Genomic DNA, 16,041 nt, shown 5'->3' with positions numbered 1-16,041 from the left:
TATGATTATCGTAAACGTAAAGGATAACGAGTCTGTAGACAAAGCCTTAAAAAGATTCAAAAAGAAATTTGAGAGAACTGGTGTATTGAAAGAACTACGCGCTAGAACTTTCTTCCTGAAGCCTTCTATCAGACAGAGAAAGCAAAAAGAAAGAGCTATCTACAAGCAACAATTGTTCGCGACAGATAACTACTAGGCTTTATCCATACAACCTACGAGGTAATTCCATAAATTAGTAGACAGACTTACTTCTGAGTCGTTTACTGATTTATGGAATTATTTTTTAAGTACCTGCAGTACGAGAAACGGTTTAGCCCACACACCGTTACCTCTTACCAGACAGACCTTTACCAGTTTCAAGAATATCTAAAGGAGACCTACGAGCTCACAGATATTAGCAAGGCAGACCATGCCATCATCCGTTCCTGGGTAGTGGCCTTGGTGCAGAAAGACCTGGACAGCCGTACTGTCCACCGCAAGATTGCCTCCCTGCGCTCCTACTTCAAGTTCTTATTGAACCGCGGCGAGGTGGAGCAAAATCCCACCCTTAGGATTAAAGCACCCAAGCTAGCCAAAAAGCTTCCGGCGTTTATCCCAGAAGATGCTTTCACCCAATTATTAGACCAAGGCGATTTTTCAGACGACTTGAAAGGCCACACCGAGCGGCTCATTCTGGAGTTGCTGTACGGCACCGGCATGCGTCTATCAGAACTCATAGGTTTAAAAGTCAATGATGTAAATCATCTGGAGGGCACAATTAAGGTACTGGGTAAGGGAAACAAAGAGCGTATCTTGCCCCTGAATTCATCCATCAAAGAGGCCTTGGGTAGGTTTTTAGAAATGAGACGCGCGCATAGCACTGATAACAATTCTACTCATCTATTCGTTACCGATAAAGGACTCCCGCTCTATCCAAAGTATGTGTACCGGGTAGTGAAAAAATACATGAGCACCGTTTCTACGTCATCCAAGAACAGTCCGCATGTGTTGCGTCACTCCTTTGCCACGCACTTATTAAACAGAGGGGCAGATTTGGGAGCCATCAAGGATCTGTTGGGCCACTCTAGTTTGGCGGCCACACAGGTGTATACCCATAATTCCATTGAGCAACTCAAAGCCGTCTTTGAGAAGGCTCATCCTAAAGCGTAACAAGTACCACTAAAGAAGTAAACTATGAAACTGCAAATTCAATCCGTGCACTTCAATGCCGACCAAAGCCTATTAGACTTTATCCAGAAGAAGCTAGATAAGCTAGAAACCTTTTATGATAGAGTGATCAGTGGCGAGGTGATCCTGCGCGTATCTAAGCCAGAGTCACATGACAATAAGCTAGTAGAAGTAAAACTGTTTGTACCAGGCGCCACGCTTTTCTGCAAAGAAGAGGCCAACAGCTTTGAAACCGCTACTGATAAGTGTGTGGAAGACATGAAGAAGCAATTGATCAAACATAAAGAGAAGCTGGCCACGCACTAAGTAGCCGCAACGCTTTACGCATTGACCATAAAAAAAGAGCCCCGTTTTGGGGCTCTTTTCGTTACAACAGGTCAAAAACGACTTACTATAGAGTAAAGGCCGCTTTGATTTTATCCACGTAGTCTAGCTTCTCCCACGTGAAGGTCTCAAACTCACGTACCTCTGTGGTTCCGTTCACGGTGTATTCAACCTTCTTAACACCGGCTTCGCGACCCATATGCCCGTAAGCAGCCGTCTCAGAGAAGATAGGATTCTGCAATCCGAAGCGCTTGATGATGTCATACGGGCGCATTTCAAACAGCTCGTTCACCTTGTTGGCAATCTCACCATCCGTCATCACCTCGCCGTTAGCGCCTTTCACTTTGGTAGTGCCGTATGTGGTCACGTACAAGCCCACCGGCTCTGCCACGCCAATAGCATAGGCCACCTGCACCAATACTTGTTCTGCTACGCCAGCGGCTACCAGGTTCTTGGCAATGTGTCTGGCCGCGTAGGCCGCAGAGCGGTCTACTTTAGAAGAGTCTTTGCCAGAGAAAGCCCCACCACCGTGGGCACCTTTTCCGCCGTAGGTGTCTACAATGATCTTACGACCGGTCAAACCCGTGTCACCGTGCGGACCACCAATCACAAACTTACCCGTTGGGTTGATGTGGTAGGTGATGTCATCTGCAAACAGGTCTGCGGTGCGCTGCGGCAATTTGCTCTTCACGCGGGGCAACAGGATGTTCAGTACGTCTTCCTTAATGCGGGCTACCATATTGGCTTCGGCTTGCTTAGAGGCCGCGCGGTCATTGGCGTCAGACAGTTCAAACTCATCATGCTGGGTAGAGATGACAATGGTGTCAATCTTCTCTGGCACGTGGTTGTCTGAGTACCGGATGGTTACCTGAGACTTAGCATCTGGACGCAGATAGGTCATTTCTTTGCCTTCTTTCCGGATGGCGGCCAGCTCTTTCAACAACAAGTGGGAGATTTCAAGGGCCAATGGCATGTAGCTGTCGGTTTCGCTGGTGGCGTAACCGAACATCATGCCTTGGTCGCCGGCGCCCTGGTCTTCTGGGTTCTCGCGCTCTACGCCCTGGTTGATGTCACCAGACTGCTCGTGAATGGCAGAGATCACACCGCAGGCCTCAGCGTCAAATTTATATTCAGACTTGGTATAGCCAATGCGGCGGATTACCTCACGGGCCACTTTCTGTACGTCTACATAGGCATGGGACTTCACCTCGCCGCTCAATACCACCAAACCAGTGGTTACCAATGTCTCACAGGCAACCTTTGATTGGGGGTCTTGCTTTAAAAACTCATCTAACAGGGCGTCAGAGATTTGATCGGCTACTTTGTCTGGGTGACCCTCAGAAACCGACTCAGAAGTAAAAAGATATGGCATCTCTAAAAGATTAAAATACTACGTTGGGTTGCGGCTAAGCCATAAGAGCCAAGCCACAGGAGGGCAAAATTACTCTAAATGATGGAGATGCAAAAACTTGAGGGATAAATACCCGCTCACTGGAAGATACTTGGGCACGACTCGTTCGTTTTTGGCCTGTTTTCCAGAAAATAGACCAAAAACGACATTCAATCATATTGCAGCCCCCTTAAACCTTTTGCCGACTTGCCCGTTTCACAAGCAACAATTTTAGAATTTCTATTTACCTATATTCTTATGAAACGACACATTTGTACCCTTGTCTTAGCAATAGCCACTCTTACGCAATCCTTTGGGCAGTCCTCCTCTCCTTATAAAATGTCTTTTAAGAAAGATGCACCCATTACTGCCGTAGGAATGGGCTTGAGCGGACTGGGCTTGTACCTGATGCAGCAAAAAGATCCTTTTACAGAGCAGGAGGCCATGGACCTAAACAAGAGCTCTGTGAATAGCTTTGACCGTTTTGCGGCCGGCAACCATAGCACCAGCGCCAAAAAAGTAAGTGACATCATGATGTACAGCTCCATTGCCGCGCCTGCCCTCTTGTTGTTTGACCAAGACATTTCTCAGAACGCGGGCCAGATGTTTGCCTTGTATGTTGAGACCATGTCTGTGACGGGTGCTTTGTTCACTATGAGCTCTGCCGCCTTCCCTAGAGCCAGGCCGTTGGTGTATGACAAGTCTGGCGCCGTTCCTTTAAGTGAAAAGATAAGAGCCAATGCGCAGAACTCCTTCTTTGCCGGTCATACCGCCGCCGTGTCTACCATGTCTTTCTTCACGGCCAAGGTATTCCATGACTACAACCCAGACTCACCGGCCAGACCGTTTGTATGGGCAGGAGCAGCCTTGGTACCAGCTGCCGTTGGCTACCTGAGACTAGAAGCCGGAAAGCACTTTTTAAGTGACAACCTTATTGGCTATGGCGTTGGTGCCGCCGTGGGTATTTTGGTACCACAGTTACATAAGACCAACAGCAACCTGTCTATTGCTCCCACCGCCATTCCGATGCAGGGCGAGTCTGTAGAAGGCGTTGCGCTTCAGTACAAGTTCTAAGAAATCATTTTCAGTAAGGCCGTTTTTGGTCTGATTTCTGGAAAATAAGCCAAAAACGAAGAGGCCAGACACTGCAGTGTCTGGCCTCTTCGTTTTTACTTTTTGGGCTGCAGATTGGTCTCAAAGAGTTTGAGGATGCGTTTGTATTCATCTGTCCAGCTGGAGGGCTCCACAAAGCCGTGGTCTTCTACTGGGTACACCGCCAACTCCCAATTATCCTTGCCTAGCTCAATTAAGCGTTGTGACAGCCGCACGATATCCTGGAAGTGCACGTTGGTGTCTACCATGCCGTGGCACATGAGCAAAGCACCCTTCAATCCTTCGGCGAAGTAGATGGGCGAACTGCGCGTGTACGCCAGGCTGTCTGCCTGTGGCTCATTTAAGATGTTAGACGTGTAGCCGTGGTTGTAGTGAGACCAGTCAGTTACGGAGCGCAAGGCGGCTCCGGCGGCAAATACGTCTGGTTGCGTAAACATGGCCATGAGCGTAATGAAACCACCGTAAGAACCGCCGTAGATGCCAATGCGCTTAGGGTCTACGTTGTACTTCTCGGCTAACAACTTGGCGCCGTCTACGTGATCACTCAGGTCTTTGCCACCCATATGACGGTAGATGCCCGTGCGCCAGTCACGGCCGTAGCCGGCGCTTCCGCGGTAGTCAATGTCTAAGACGGTATAGCCTTTATCTACCAATAGGTTGTGGAACATGTATTCTCTAAAATAGGTGCTCCACCACTTGTGCGCGTTCTGCAGGTAACCGGCCCCGTGCACAAAGATAACCGCCGGTCCGTTAGATACGCCGTTGGCCGGCTTATACAAGCGGGCGTGCACATCAGCACCATCAGCTGCCTTGTAGGTAATCACCTCTGGCTCGCGCCATGGATAGGCCTTGAATTCTTCGGTGAGGGAATTGGTGATCTGCACTGGCTTAGCGCCCGGCTTGTTGTCCATCAAGAACAGCTCCCAGGGCTTGTTGGAGTAAGAATAGCGTACGGCCAGGGTCTTCTCATCTGGTGACATGGTGACTTCATGCGCCCCCGTCATGCGGGTGATCTGCTCGGCTCTGCCGCCGTTCAAAGGCAGACGGTAGAAGTGCTGCTCCCCGGGGTGCACCTGGTTGGTGGTGAGGTACCAGTTCTTCTGGTCCTTTGACATCTGAACGCCTATTACCTCATATTTGCCGCTGGTCAAAGCCGTTTTCTTGCCCGTCTCAACATCCAGCGTATACAAGTGGGCATACCCAGTTTCTTCTGAGGTGAAATAGATGCGTTTGTTATCCGGCATCCAGCCAATCACGCCCGGCCCGAAGCCGTTTACCCAAGCCTCGTCGCGCTGGCGGTCCAACGTCTTCACGGTTCTGGTGGCTGGGTCAAAAGAGGCAATCCAGCGGTCTTTGTTGTCTGCAGATCTAATCACCAAGACGCCATGTTTGCCGTCTGTGGAATAATACGGCCCGAACATCAACACTCTGCGCGATGCCTCAGCGGCAGCGGCTTTCTCAGTGTCTGTCCCTGGCTTTTGATTTTCTCTCTGATAAACCGGCTTTTCCTGCAAACCTGTCAAACCTTTAAAGGACACCAGGTAAGTAGTATCTGCTTTTACATCATACACGCCCATCTCATAGGTGGCCTGCACCGCGCCCACTTTGGTTCTGGTGGGAATGTCTTCGGTGTAGCCAGAGGCCGTCACAAAGTTGGGTACCTGCGCTATTTTACTATTGGCGGGTCTGGTAGTGAGACGGTAGGTAATGAATTTTTCGTCTGGGCTTAGGGTGATGTTGTCAACAGACTTGTCCTCGGTGTAAATTTCCTTGGGTTTGTTGCGGGTCATCTCGCGCTGGGCCAGTTGTTGGTTCCGGCGGTCCTCCTCGCGCTTCTTCACAATCTGCAACAAGTCCAGTTGTTGCTCGCGCAAGAAAAGCTCCTGCTTGTCACGGGTCTGGCTTGGGTCTACCGGCTTGCGGCCTCTTCTAAAGTCTGTGAGCTGTTTTACCTGCCCGTTGCTGATGTTCCAGGTATACAGGTTGCCGTCCTTGAGATACGCAACGCGCTGTTCATCTGCTGTGAAAGACGGCGAAGACTCTCTGTCTGCCGTAGCCGTGATTTGGCGGCTCTTGCCGGTTTTCATGTCCAGCAAATAGACGTCGCCGGCCTTTTCATAGACCCGTTGGGTGCGCTGTCTGTTGTAGGTGCCGCCTTGCGAAGGCATGGCCAACCTGGCGGCTTTAGAGACTTTGCTGATTTTCTTGGAGCCCGTGTCTACCACATAGAGAGAGTCCTGTCTGGCCTTCTCGGGGTTCCACATGAAATAGACCTGCTTGCCGCTTTCGGCCCACTGAATGTTGCTGGGCGAGGTCCCTATCCATTGGGCAGGGTCCCGCATGATTTTCTCTACCGTAAGTTCAGGCTTGCTCTGGGCGAAACCCGAAACCAACGGAAACAATAAGGAGGCGCTAACCGCCAATGCTGTCTTGATGAAACGCATTTTTAGGCTGTTTTATGGAAAATAAGTCAAAAATGAAATTACTATTTTAAGAAAGCCGCCGGGTGCTTCTTGTGAAAGTCTGTCCCGTCCTGGTAAGCTTTAGCAAAGGCCAACAAGTCTGCCTCACCAAACAACTTGCCAATAAAGGTGATGGTAGTGGGCAGGTTGCGGGCGTTAAACCCGTTTGGGACCACCACGCAGGGATGCCCCGTCAAATTGGTCACCACCAGGTTACTGCTGGCAAATGACGGAGACACGTACACATCTACCTGCTCCATCATCTTGTGCATTTCCTGAATAAGCTGGTAACGCACGCGCTGGGCCTGCAGGTACTCTACCGCGGGGATGAACCGGGCGCTTCTAAACGTGTTGGGCCAGGCGTTCTTATCCTGGTTGACCATGTCGGCTACCTTGTTGTTGCGGGTAATCTCATCAAAAGCCGTGGCTCCCTCTACAGAAATGGTCATCACCAAATCGTTCACCGGTATCTTAGGTAACTCAATGGGAATTAACTCATGTCCCGCTTTTCTAAGGGCCTCTAAGGTAGCCTGGTCCTGGGCTTTGGTAGGGTAATTGCGCTCAAAATCACTTTTCAAGTACCCAATTCTGAGTTTCTTAAGGTCTTGCTTGGCGTTGTAGTTGAAAGGTGCCCCGTACACCGTTTGGTCTTTGCCATCTGGGCCATAGATGGCATTGAACACAATGGCGCAGTCTTCTACCGTTCTGGCAATGGGACCAATCTTATCCATGGACCAACTTAGGGCCATAGCCCCGTGGCGGCTCACGCGGCCATAGGTAGGACGTAATCCAGTAGTACCACATGCATTGGACGGTGACACAATAGAACCAAGTGTTTCTGTACCTATGGCAAAGGGTAACAATCCAGCCGCTACTGCAGAGGCAGATCCCGCTGAGGAACCGCTAGAGCCTCTGGTCACATCCCATGGCGTCCGGGTCTTGCCCCCGTACCAGACATCGCCCATGGCTAATTCGCCCAGGGTCATCTTGGCCACCAGCACGGCACCGGCTTCTCTTAGCTTGGTGACAACCGTTGCGTCTTCCTCAAGCACTTGGTCTTTGTAGGGCACAGATCCCCACGTGGTTTTATAACCTTTGGTGCTTAACAAATCTTTCACGCCAAACGGTATGCCGTGCAATAATCCTTTGTATTTGCCGGCTTTAATCTCAGCGTCAGCTTGTCTGGCTTGTTGCAAGGCCAGGTCTTCGGTAAAAGAGGTAACGCAGTGTAATTGGGTATTGTATCGTTTCAATCGCTCTAAGAAGAACTGCGTTAATTCCAGCGAGGTGATTTTCTTATTCCTTAAGAGGTCTGCTAGCTCTCTCACTGAGTAGAACGCCAGGTCTTCTCTATTAGCAGGCAGACTCACCTTCTCTATGGAGGACACCTTGAACTTCTCCTTCTCCCGGCCAAACTGGAAGCCTATTGGAATCGGGTTGAACTGCAACGCCGGTGGCACGCTGTTCTCTACTTTAACTTCGCGCAGGCGTGTGTAACCATTACGCAGATCCGTTAATTCTGCCAACGCAGTATCTATCTGGGCAGGCGTGAAGGATAGGCCTAGCAACTTCTGAGCGCCTTGTACCATGGGAACGGTTATCTTCTCCATTTGTACCTGCTTGCCAAAGAAGGCACCGGTAGTGAATATTAAAAGAGCCAGAAAGGAGTAGAGTGAAACTTTCTTGAACATATCTAATCCAGCTTAAAGAGTTCTTGTTCTTAAAGATATGGTATTCTACATAAAAAAAGCGGATACCCTTAATGGGTATCCGCTTTTTTAGTTGGAATAAGCCGTTGACTTATTTAAAAGTTGCAGTAGCAGTTTTGTAGTTAACAGCTGCCTTCACTTTATCAGTGTCAAGCAGTTCTAACCCTAAAACCTTAGTTCTTCCGTCGCTTGGTTTAACCATGATATACTTAACATAACCAAAGCTAGAGTTGGCTGGAATAGTGTATTTTCCACCATCTACCAACGTAAAGTCAGTACCTTCAACCGCATTATCCAAAAGAGGATTGGTGTTATTAGGGTCTGTGATTTTCTTAGCGTTAGGGTCTACTTTGTAAGTACCATTGATAGCCTCAGACTGGTGAGGTCCAATCAACTGCACTTTAAAGCTGTCTCTTCTGGTTGGTCCGCTCAGTGTAAAGCTTTTTCTGTACGCTGAAGCTGGAGAAGAATCGTATTCTACTTGTAAAGGTCCATCATAAGACTTGTCTTCTTCCTCAAGATCGCAAGAGGTAAAGCCAATCGCCAAAGCGAAAAGTGAACCGATTATAAATTTATTTTTCATGAATCTGTCAATTAAAGAATTAATAACCTGGGTTTTGCTTCAACTTAGAGTTGAGGTTTACTTCAGCCGCAGGGATTGGCGCTAATACTCTTGGGTCTGTGTAAGGAATGTTAACAGCTGCAACTTGTGGATCCTTCACAATATCAAGACCGCGACGCTTCAAGTCAAAGAAGCGGTGTCCTTCATACACTAATTCTAATCTACGCTCTACCAAGATAGCGTTAATCAAATCAGCTTTTGTAAGAGCAACCACTGGTGATGCATCTCTTCTAGAACGCAAATTGTTCAAAGTAGCAAGACCTGCTACAGAAACTTCAGTTCCAGCAGCTAACTCAGCTTCTGCCTCTGCCTTGATTAAATGCACTTCAGAAAGACGGATAATTGGAATGTTGTCTGTGAACACACCTTGGTTACCAGCAAACTTCTTGTTGAATCTTACTGCCTCACTACCTTTAGTAGCAGTGTAGAACATGGCTCTACGTACATCATTCACCTCATACAGGTTAAACAATGTGTTGGTAGGCACGATGTCTCGCCAAGCACCAACGTAGGTGTCTGAAGTTAATGAGTTCAGGGACTCATTAGCACCCAAGGTTTCAGTTGCTTGTACGTAATTCAATTCAAACAAAGACTCTGGGTTTGGCAAGGTAGTCCAAGCAGCAGCATAGTTGGCAGCTGACACTAACCCTTTGCTACGTGCTGCAGCAGTTGCAATAGCTGTGTTAGAGAAATCAAGAGCTTGTTGCCACTTGGCCTGATAAAGAGAAACACGAGCCATCAAAGCCTCAGCAGCAGCCTTGTTACCTCTAAACCAGCTAGTCTGGTTAGAAGTTGTAAACCCTGCAATAGCATCTGTCAAGTCTTTCTCAATTTGAGCATAAACTTCTGCGTTAGTAGCTCTTGCTTTGAAATCAGCCTCAGACTTTAGCGTAACTGGCTCTAAACGAAGGATTACCCCTGCATTGAAACCACCTACTTCTTTACCTGGCTCATATCCGTAAATTCTTACTAAATCATGATACAACAAGGCTCTTAAGAACTTAGCTTCTGCGGTAATTCTGGCTTTTTCTGCCGCCGTCACTGTTGGATCTGTGTTATTGGCAATTGCCTCAATAATCAAGTTAGTATCATTGATGGCACCATAGTTACCGGCCCATCTATTCAGCTGGGTACCAAAGCTATTGTTCTGGAAGAACGTGTAGCGGTTAGAGTTAGAAGCCGTCTGACGCAAGTTATCTGCCATCACGTCTGGGGCCAGCATCATCTGGGCGCCATAGTAAGTGTTTACTTGCAAGCGGTCATACACACCAATCAAAAGAGCTCTTACGCCTGTGATATCAGTCAATCCAGTGTCTAGGGCAATAGATTGTCTTGGTGCGGTTTCTAGAAGGTCATCGCAGGAACTAACAGAAAGCGCAGTGGCTCCCATTAGAACAGCAATCATATATTTTTTTAACATAATAAATCAATAATTAGTAATTAGAAACTAACTGAAAGTCCGCCTGAGTATTGCTTTCCTTGAGGATAAGTACCAATCTCATTGAACAACAATTCTGGATCTAGACCTGAGTAACCTGTCCAAGTAACTAGGTTCAAGCCTTGAACAAACACGCGTACGTTAGTCAATTTTGCACGAGAGATTAAAGTCTGCGGCAAGTTGTACGCTAATGTCAACTGCTTCAAGCGGATGTAAGAGTTGTCTTCCACTTGTTTAGTAGAGAAGTTAAACACACCGCTGGTGTTAGGCTCAGTACCACCACCGTATGGTCTTGGCACGTCAGTGATTTGACCTGGAGTAGTCCATCTCTCTGTGTATTGGTCTCTGGTCTGGTTGTAAGTAGTACCAGCAGAGTTAGCCATAAAGTAAGAGTTATTGTTCAACGTCTTGCTTCCAAATGAACCTTGGAAGAACACATCTAATGACAAGCCTTTGTATTGGAAACTGTTAGCTAAACCGCCAAACGTTTTTGGCAGATACTGACCAGTTACTTTAGAATCACGGGCACGCAAAGTGTACGTAATGTTGCCTAAAGAGTCATAGTACATTGGGCGTCCATCTGCAGGGTTTACACCAGCATATTCTGGGTACCACAAGATGTCAATTGGCTGACCTACACGCAGACCAGTTCCAATGTTCTGAAGACCTCCATAAAGTTCTTTGATCTCATTTCTTTGGAAGGTCACGTTAAAGTTGGTGCTCCACTTGAACCCACCAGCATCTACGTTCACGGTGTTCAATTCAACTTCAACACCTTCGTTCAATACAACACCTGCATTTTCCCATACAGAACCAAAACCAGTATCAGTTGGCAATTGTCTTGCTAGCAATAAACGCTCATTGTTACGACGATATACATCTACAGCACCACTCACACGGCTGTTGAAGAATGACCAGTCTAAACCTAAGTTCAAAGTCTTAGCTTCTTCCCAAGTAAGGTCTGGATTAGGCAACTGAGAAGGACGGATACCAGAAGTACCAGTGTAGTTAGGACCACTACCTAATAAACCTAAAGACGCAAAGTTGTCAATGTTAGAGTTACCAGTTACACCGTAGCTCAAACGAAGCTTCAAGTTGTCTAGGTATGTTGCATTAGCCAAGAAGGCTTCTCTGTTCAGAGCCCATGCTACAGCACCTGCGTAGAATAACCCAAAGCGGTTGTTGGCACCAAATTTAGAAGAACCATCATAACGCAACGTACCGCTCAAGAAATACTTCTCACCTAGGTCATACTTCAAGTTAGTGAAGATACCACCCATTTTGTAAGTAGTATAAGTACCGCTTACAGCTTTAGGGTTAGCAGCAGAAGCCAAAGTCTGGAATTGACCACTTGGGAAACCTTCACCTTGTGCAGTTGAAGTCTCTCTTGTTTCTTCACGGTACTCAGTTCCTACTAATGCAGAGAAATTGTGTAACTCAGCAAATGTTTTGTTGTAGTTCAAGGTAACGTTAGAGTTCCAGTTCAACGTACGACGGTTGATGTTAGTAGCTTGACCTCCAATAGCGGCAAACTGAGGAACACGTGGGTCGCGGTAGTTATCATCTTGCGTATCTGCAAAATCCACTCCTGCCAGAGCACTCACAAAGATACCTGGAGCAACTTTGTACACAGCCTTAAAGCTAGATACAGTTTGGTTAGTCACCGCTTGGCGAAGTTCCAATAACGTGTTCTGCAAGATATTGTAAGAGAAGGCACCTGCTAAAGGAGCATTGAAAGAACCATCTTCTCTATATACTGGCTGGTTAGGCAAGATCAAAGGAGCAGAGAACTGCGGGCTGTTAATGAAAGCACCATCAGCAATGTTACCATTCTGCTTTGTGTTCGCTAAACTTATGTTTGCCAAGAAAGACAATCTGTCGTTTACTTTATGGTCTAAGTTTAAACGAGCTGTGGCGCGCGCAAAATCAGACTTCAAGATCTGTCCTTCTTGCTTGTTATAAGAAGCAGAAAGCAAAAATCTTGTTTTTTCATCTCCCCCATTGGCAGAGAAGTCATACGTACGCAATCTACCTTTCCGGTAAATTGTTTCTTGCCAGTCTGTGTTTTTAACCGTAGCAGGATCACCGTGAGCAGCGATGGCTAAGTTACGGGTATAGGTACGAGTGTCTTGTACCGGGTTAGTTGGAACAGTTGGGCCATAGATATCAAAATACTGATTGTATAGGGCTTCAATTCTCAACTCAGCAAACTCAGCAGCAGTAGTTACGTCTAACTTCTTGATTCTTTCCACCACACCCTCTTGACCAGAGAATGTAAAGTTAGTCTTACCAGACTTACCACGTTTTGTAGTAATCAAAACTACACCGTTGGCTGCCTGGGCACCGTAGATAGAAGCAGCAGCAGCGTCCTTCAACACTTCCATAGACTCAATGTCATTAGGGTTGATAGAAGAAAGTGCGTTAGAAGAAGACTGACCAGAAGTCTGGCCACTAGCCACCATTACACCGTCAATGATGTACAAAGGCTCATTACCAGCATTGATAGAGCCTTGACCACGTACACGTACGTTGATGGCACCACCTGGCTGACCGCTCAGTGCAGTTACCTGCACACCTGCAGCTCTTCCTTGTAGGGCTCTGTCAAAGCTTTGCACCGGCAAGTTCTCAATGGTTGCACCGCTTACTCTGGCAGTTGAACCAGCTGGCTCAAGTTTTTCCTGCACACCATAACCGGTAATCACGATTTCTGAGATTTGACGAGCGTCGCTTCCCAATTTCACATTTACCGTTGACTGGCTACCTACAGCAATTTCTTGCTTGGCGTAGCCAATAAATGTAAACACAAGGGTACCACCGTTAGACGGTACACTAATTTCATAACCACCGTTTACATCTGTAGGAGATGCGGTTGTGGTTCCTTTGAGTTGTACTGTTACACCAGGCATTCCCTCTCCTGTTTGTGCATCAGTCACTCGTCCTGTCACAGTCCGGTTCTGGGCCCACGCTTGGGTTACAAGCGCCAACACAAAAACGAAGCTGAAAAGTAAAGCTTTCTTCATGTGGTTTTTTGGTTTGTTTGTAGAGTTTATTCTTTGTTAACCAAATATAACCACCAACTCAACTTTAACAAATCCTTAACATGAATTATTTTTTAAAAACTTCAACCTATTTCACTAGTTACCCGTTTAAGGCTATTCAAAATAGAAATAATATAATATCATGTATATAATTAAATATTTGACTATTAAACATCTTTGCATTTTCTCGACCTTAGGCGTCTATTCCTAAAACACTCCTTACCCCCTTTCCTCCCTAAGCTTAAACACCTATCCTAAATCACCTTCATTATTTTATGAGAGAGGCTAGAATACCTAGAATAGGGAAGCATTAAAATAAAATATCGTTTTTCCAGAGAAAATTTCTGGCGCTAGGTATTCATTTGATAGAAGTAGAGGTTAATTCATGTTAAACCTTTTATATAGTAAAAGAAATATTTTCGCTTCTGTTTATGAGCCGCGAAGCAGATAAATCAATCAGAATAGACCTTCCTAATTATAAATTACCAAATTGACTCTCACCCTTGAAATATGAATGGGGCTAATTGCAGTCAGTAGCGGTTTTCAAACACAGCCCCTTCCAAAATAAAAGGCCTTTCTAGTGGCAGTTACCTTCCCCTCTTGATTAACCAAACAAAAGCGCCTCTCCTATTTATTAAGAGAGGCGCTTTGTCATAATGGTGTCCGTTTTTGGCCGGTTTTCACAAAAACAGGCCAAAAACGAGCAAGCCTTAGTTCCAGCCTAGGCCAATGCCGGCCATGGCGGTTGAGTACTTGGCAAACGTGTACTCGCCGTAGATAGAGAAGAACGCTAGCTTTAAGCGTAGGCCGGCGGTGCCGCCTACTTGCGCATCTTTCATCTTGACCAGGATAGGGTCTACCACGTCGTCTACATATTTAGCGTAAGGCGCGGTGGTTCTGTAAGCTACTACCGGGTACTTGCCCACGGCGTTCAAATCTGTCTCTACGTTGCTGTACCGGATGCCGGCGTAGCCGGTGATGACGCTAACCGTTTTAGAAACGACTAGGCTGGTAGTCCAGGCCTTGGTCTTTAATTCTAAGGCTTGCCCATCATAATAGGTGGGGCTCTGCTGCTGTTGGGTTGCGTACATCTGGTTGTCCTCAGTTAAGGGCACGTCCAGGCCATATGAGCTGGTGAGGTTGGTATAGCCGCCAAACACAGTAATGTCAAAGCCCGGAATAGCGGCCACGCCCGGAATCCATTGTTTTAAGCCGTGCTTTACGCCCACGCCCCAGAGGCTTCCCTCAAAATCATCGGCTTTGGTTTTAGGGACAAACCTAACCGCTACTTCTGTTTCTTTGAACAAGCCTATGCTCACCTGGGCCATCGGGAAAGGCAATACGTCATACCCGGCCCCTGGCGGCGAATTAAAGGACACTACTTCTTCCTCTTGGTTGGTCAAGGGGTTGCGGGTGTAGACGGTAAGTTCAGGACCTTCTCTGTCTTCGCCAAACACGGTAGGCACCAAAACCGGACGGTTGGGATCAAAGGGAGCGCCAGTAGAGGTCCTGATCTGCTTAAGACCCAGCTTGGAGATGTCAAACGTCTTGGCGTCATCTGGCGCAAACACGGCAGAGGCATAGATACGGATGTCAAAACGGCCCGGCTTCATGGCCTGGCCCGAGTTGAACCAGCCGCTGTTCAGGTTATGCCCCAACGCAATACCCGCGGGCTCTGCGTAGGCTCTTACCAGTTTACTGGCGTCTTCCTTGCCGGCTCTAATGAACTCACCCACCTCGTCTTGGGCCTGGGCGGCTGGTGACACCAACACAAATGCCAGGGCAGGCAACGCCCAGAAAGAAAATCTTTGTAGAGTTTTTTTCAACATACAATTAGAATAAAGTCAGAATAAACAGGTACCCGACAGTCTTGCTCTGCCGTGTTAAAATCATGATAAAGAGATATTCTCAAACAGACGAGGGGGAAGACTGTTTGTAAGTAGCCGTTTTTGAGGCATTTATAGAAAAACAGGCCAAAAACGGCTAGGCGTAAAACGTGTCGTAGGCGAATTTAAGGATGATGCCCGTGACCACCACCAAGAAAAGCTTGCGCACAAAACCGCTTCCTTTTGCCAGCGCAATCTTGGTGCCAACCACAGAACCTAGTACGCTACTAATGGCCATTGGTATTCCAATGTGGAACAAGATAAAACCTTTATACCCAAAGTACAACAAAGCAGACAAATTTGTGGCCACGTTCACTACTTTGGCAGACGCCGAGGCTGCTAAAAAGTTAAACCCGAACAGGCCCACAAACACAAACATCAAAAAGCTGCCCGTGCCCGGCCCGAAGAACCCGTCATAAAACCCTATCACCAGGCCCACGCCCATGCCGTACCACACCTCTTTGGCCGGCGCTAGCCGCGGCGCATGAATGGCGCCAAAATCCTTTCTAAAAAAAGTGTACACCGCCACAGCAATCAGTAAGACCAAGATCAAAGGCCTGAGCATCTCTTTATCAAAATGGCTGACTACGCGTGCGCCCAGAAAGGAGAAGACAAATGCCGCCGCCGCCGCCGGCAGAACCGCTTTCCAGTTGATTTCTACGTTTCTGGAGAAACGCCAGAGCGAGACCGAGGTGCCCGCAATGCTGGACAACTTGCCCGTGCCAAACAAAGCTGGGATAGGCGCCGAAGGAAGGAATACGAACAAGGCTGGTAACTGGATCAGTCCGCCGCCGCCTACTACAGAATCAATCAAGCCCGCCAGAAACGCGAACACACACAGGTACAGAATCTCCACTAGTACAAATAGATAAGGCCCCGTACAGAGCCAATT

At 47.5% G+C, this 16,041-nt stretch carries 12 protein-coding genes; 4 read left to right on the top strand and 8 right to left on the bottom strand.

Features of this window, described 5'->3' with window-relative positions:
- Position 1 precedes the first annotated feature (1 nt).
- The 3 genes from rpsU (at position 2) to hpf (ending at position 1,473) form a co-directional block, all read left to right on the top strand.
- Positions 2 to 196: a 30S ribosomal protein S21 gene (gene rpsU / locus ABD880_RS16205; RefSeq protein WP_345168424.1), complete on the top strand. Its 195-nt coding sequence runs from the start codon at positions 2 to 4 to the stop codon at positions 194 to 196.
- A 74-nt stretch (positions 197 to 270) separates the two neighbouring features.
- Entirely contained in the window at positions 271 to 1,149 is an 879-nt protein-coding gene (locus ABD880_RS16200; RefSeq protein WP_345168421.1) for a tyrosine-type recombinase/integrase, read from the top strand.
- Between the two features lie 24 nt (positions 1,150 to 1,173).
- Positions 1,174 to 1,473 carry a ribosome hibernation-promoting factor, HPF/YfiA family gene (gene hpf / locus ABD880_RS16195; protein ID WP_345168418.1) on the top strand — a complete coding sequence of 100 codons (300 nt, stop codon included), beginning with the start codon at positions 1,174 to 1,176 and terminating at the stop codon, positions 1,471 to 1,473.
- 85 nt (positions 1,474 to 1,558) lie between these two features.
- Here hpf and metK read toward each other — a convergent pair whose 3' ends face one another.
- The gene (gene metK, locus ABD880_RS16190; RefSeq protein WP_345168417.1) at positions 1,559 to 2,863 is read right to left on the bottom strand and encodes a methionine adenosyltransferase; all 1,305 of its coding nucleotides are present in this window, start codon (positions 2,861 to 2,863) and stop codon (positions 1,559 to 1,561) included.
- Between the two features lie 276 nt (positions 2,864 to 3,139).
- Here metK and ABD880_RS16185 point away from each other — a divergent pair, with 276 nt between their 5' ends.
- Entirely contained in the window at positions 3,140 to 3,955 is an 816-nt protein-coding gene (locus ABD880_RS16185) for a phosphatase PAP2 family protein (RefSeq protein ID WP_345168415.1), read from the top strand.
- Between the two features lie 95 nt (positions 3,956 to 4,050).
- Here ABD880_RS16185 and ABD880_RS16180 read toward each other — a convergent pair whose 3' ends face one another.
- The 7 genes from ABD880_RS16180 to ABD880_RS16150 form a co-directional block, all read right to left on the bottom strand.
- Positions 4,051 to 6,438 (bottom strand): S9 family peptidase, encoded by a 2,388-nt coding sequence (locus tag ABD880_RS16180; RefSeq protein ID WP_345168412.1) that lies wholly within the window; start codon positions 6,436 to 6,438, stop codon positions 4,051 to 4,053.
- A gap of 41 nt (positions 6,439 to 6,479) precedes the next feature.
- Entirely contained in the window at positions 6,480 to 8,147 is a 1,668-nt protein-coding gene (locus ABD880_RS16175; protein ID WP_345168411.1) for an amidase, read from the bottom strand.
- Between the two features lie 109 nt (positions 8,148 to 8,256).
- Positions 8,257 to 8,748: a hypothetical protein gene (locus ABD880_RS16170; protein ID WP_345168410.1), complete on the bottom strand. Its 492-nt coding sequence runs from the start codon at positions 8,746 to 8,748 to the stop codon at positions 8,257 to 8,259.
- Between the two features lie 19 nt (positions 8,749 to 8,767).
- Positions 8,768 to 10,192 (bottom strand): RagB/SusD family nutrient uptake outer membrane protein, encoded by a 1,425-nt coding sequence (locus ABD880_RS16165; protein ID WP_345168407.1) that lies wholly within the window; start codon positions 10,190 to 10,192, stop codon positions 8,768 to 8,770.
- A 35-nt stretch (positions 10,193 to 10,227) separates the two neighbouring features.
- Positions 10,228 to 13,245, bottom strand: a complete 3,018-nt coding sequence (locus ABD880_RS16160; protein ID WP_345168405.1) for a SusC/RagA family TonB-linked outer membrane protein — start codon at positions 13,243 to 13,245, stop codon at positions 10,228 to 10,230.
- A gap of 728 nt (positions 13,246 to 13,973) precedes the next feature.
- The gene (locus ABD880_RS16155) at positions 13,974 to 15,092 is read right to left on the bottom strand and encodes a DUF6588 family protein (RefSeq protein WP_345168403.1); all 1,119 of its coding nucleotides are present in this window, start codon (positions 15,090 to 15,092) and stop codon (positions 13,974 to 13,976) included.
- Positions 15,093 to 15,246: 154 nt separating this feature from the next.
- The gene (locus tag ABD880_RS16150; RefSeq protein WP_345168401.1) at positions 15,247 to 16,005 is read right to left on the bottom strand and encodes a sulfite exporter TauE/SafE family protein; all 759 of its coding nucleotides are present in this window, start codon (positions 16,003 to 16,005) and stop codon (positions 15,247 to 15,249) included.
- Positions 16,006 to 16,041: the final 36 nt, after the last annotated feature.

The organism is Nibribacter koreensis, from assembly GCF_039541795.1.
GTDB lineage: Bacteria > Bacteroidota > Bacteroidia > Cytophagales > Hymenobacteraceae > Nibribacter > Nibribacter koreensis.
Note: the sequence above shows the minus strand (reverse complement) of the source record. Positions and strands in the feature narration are given on the sequence as shown.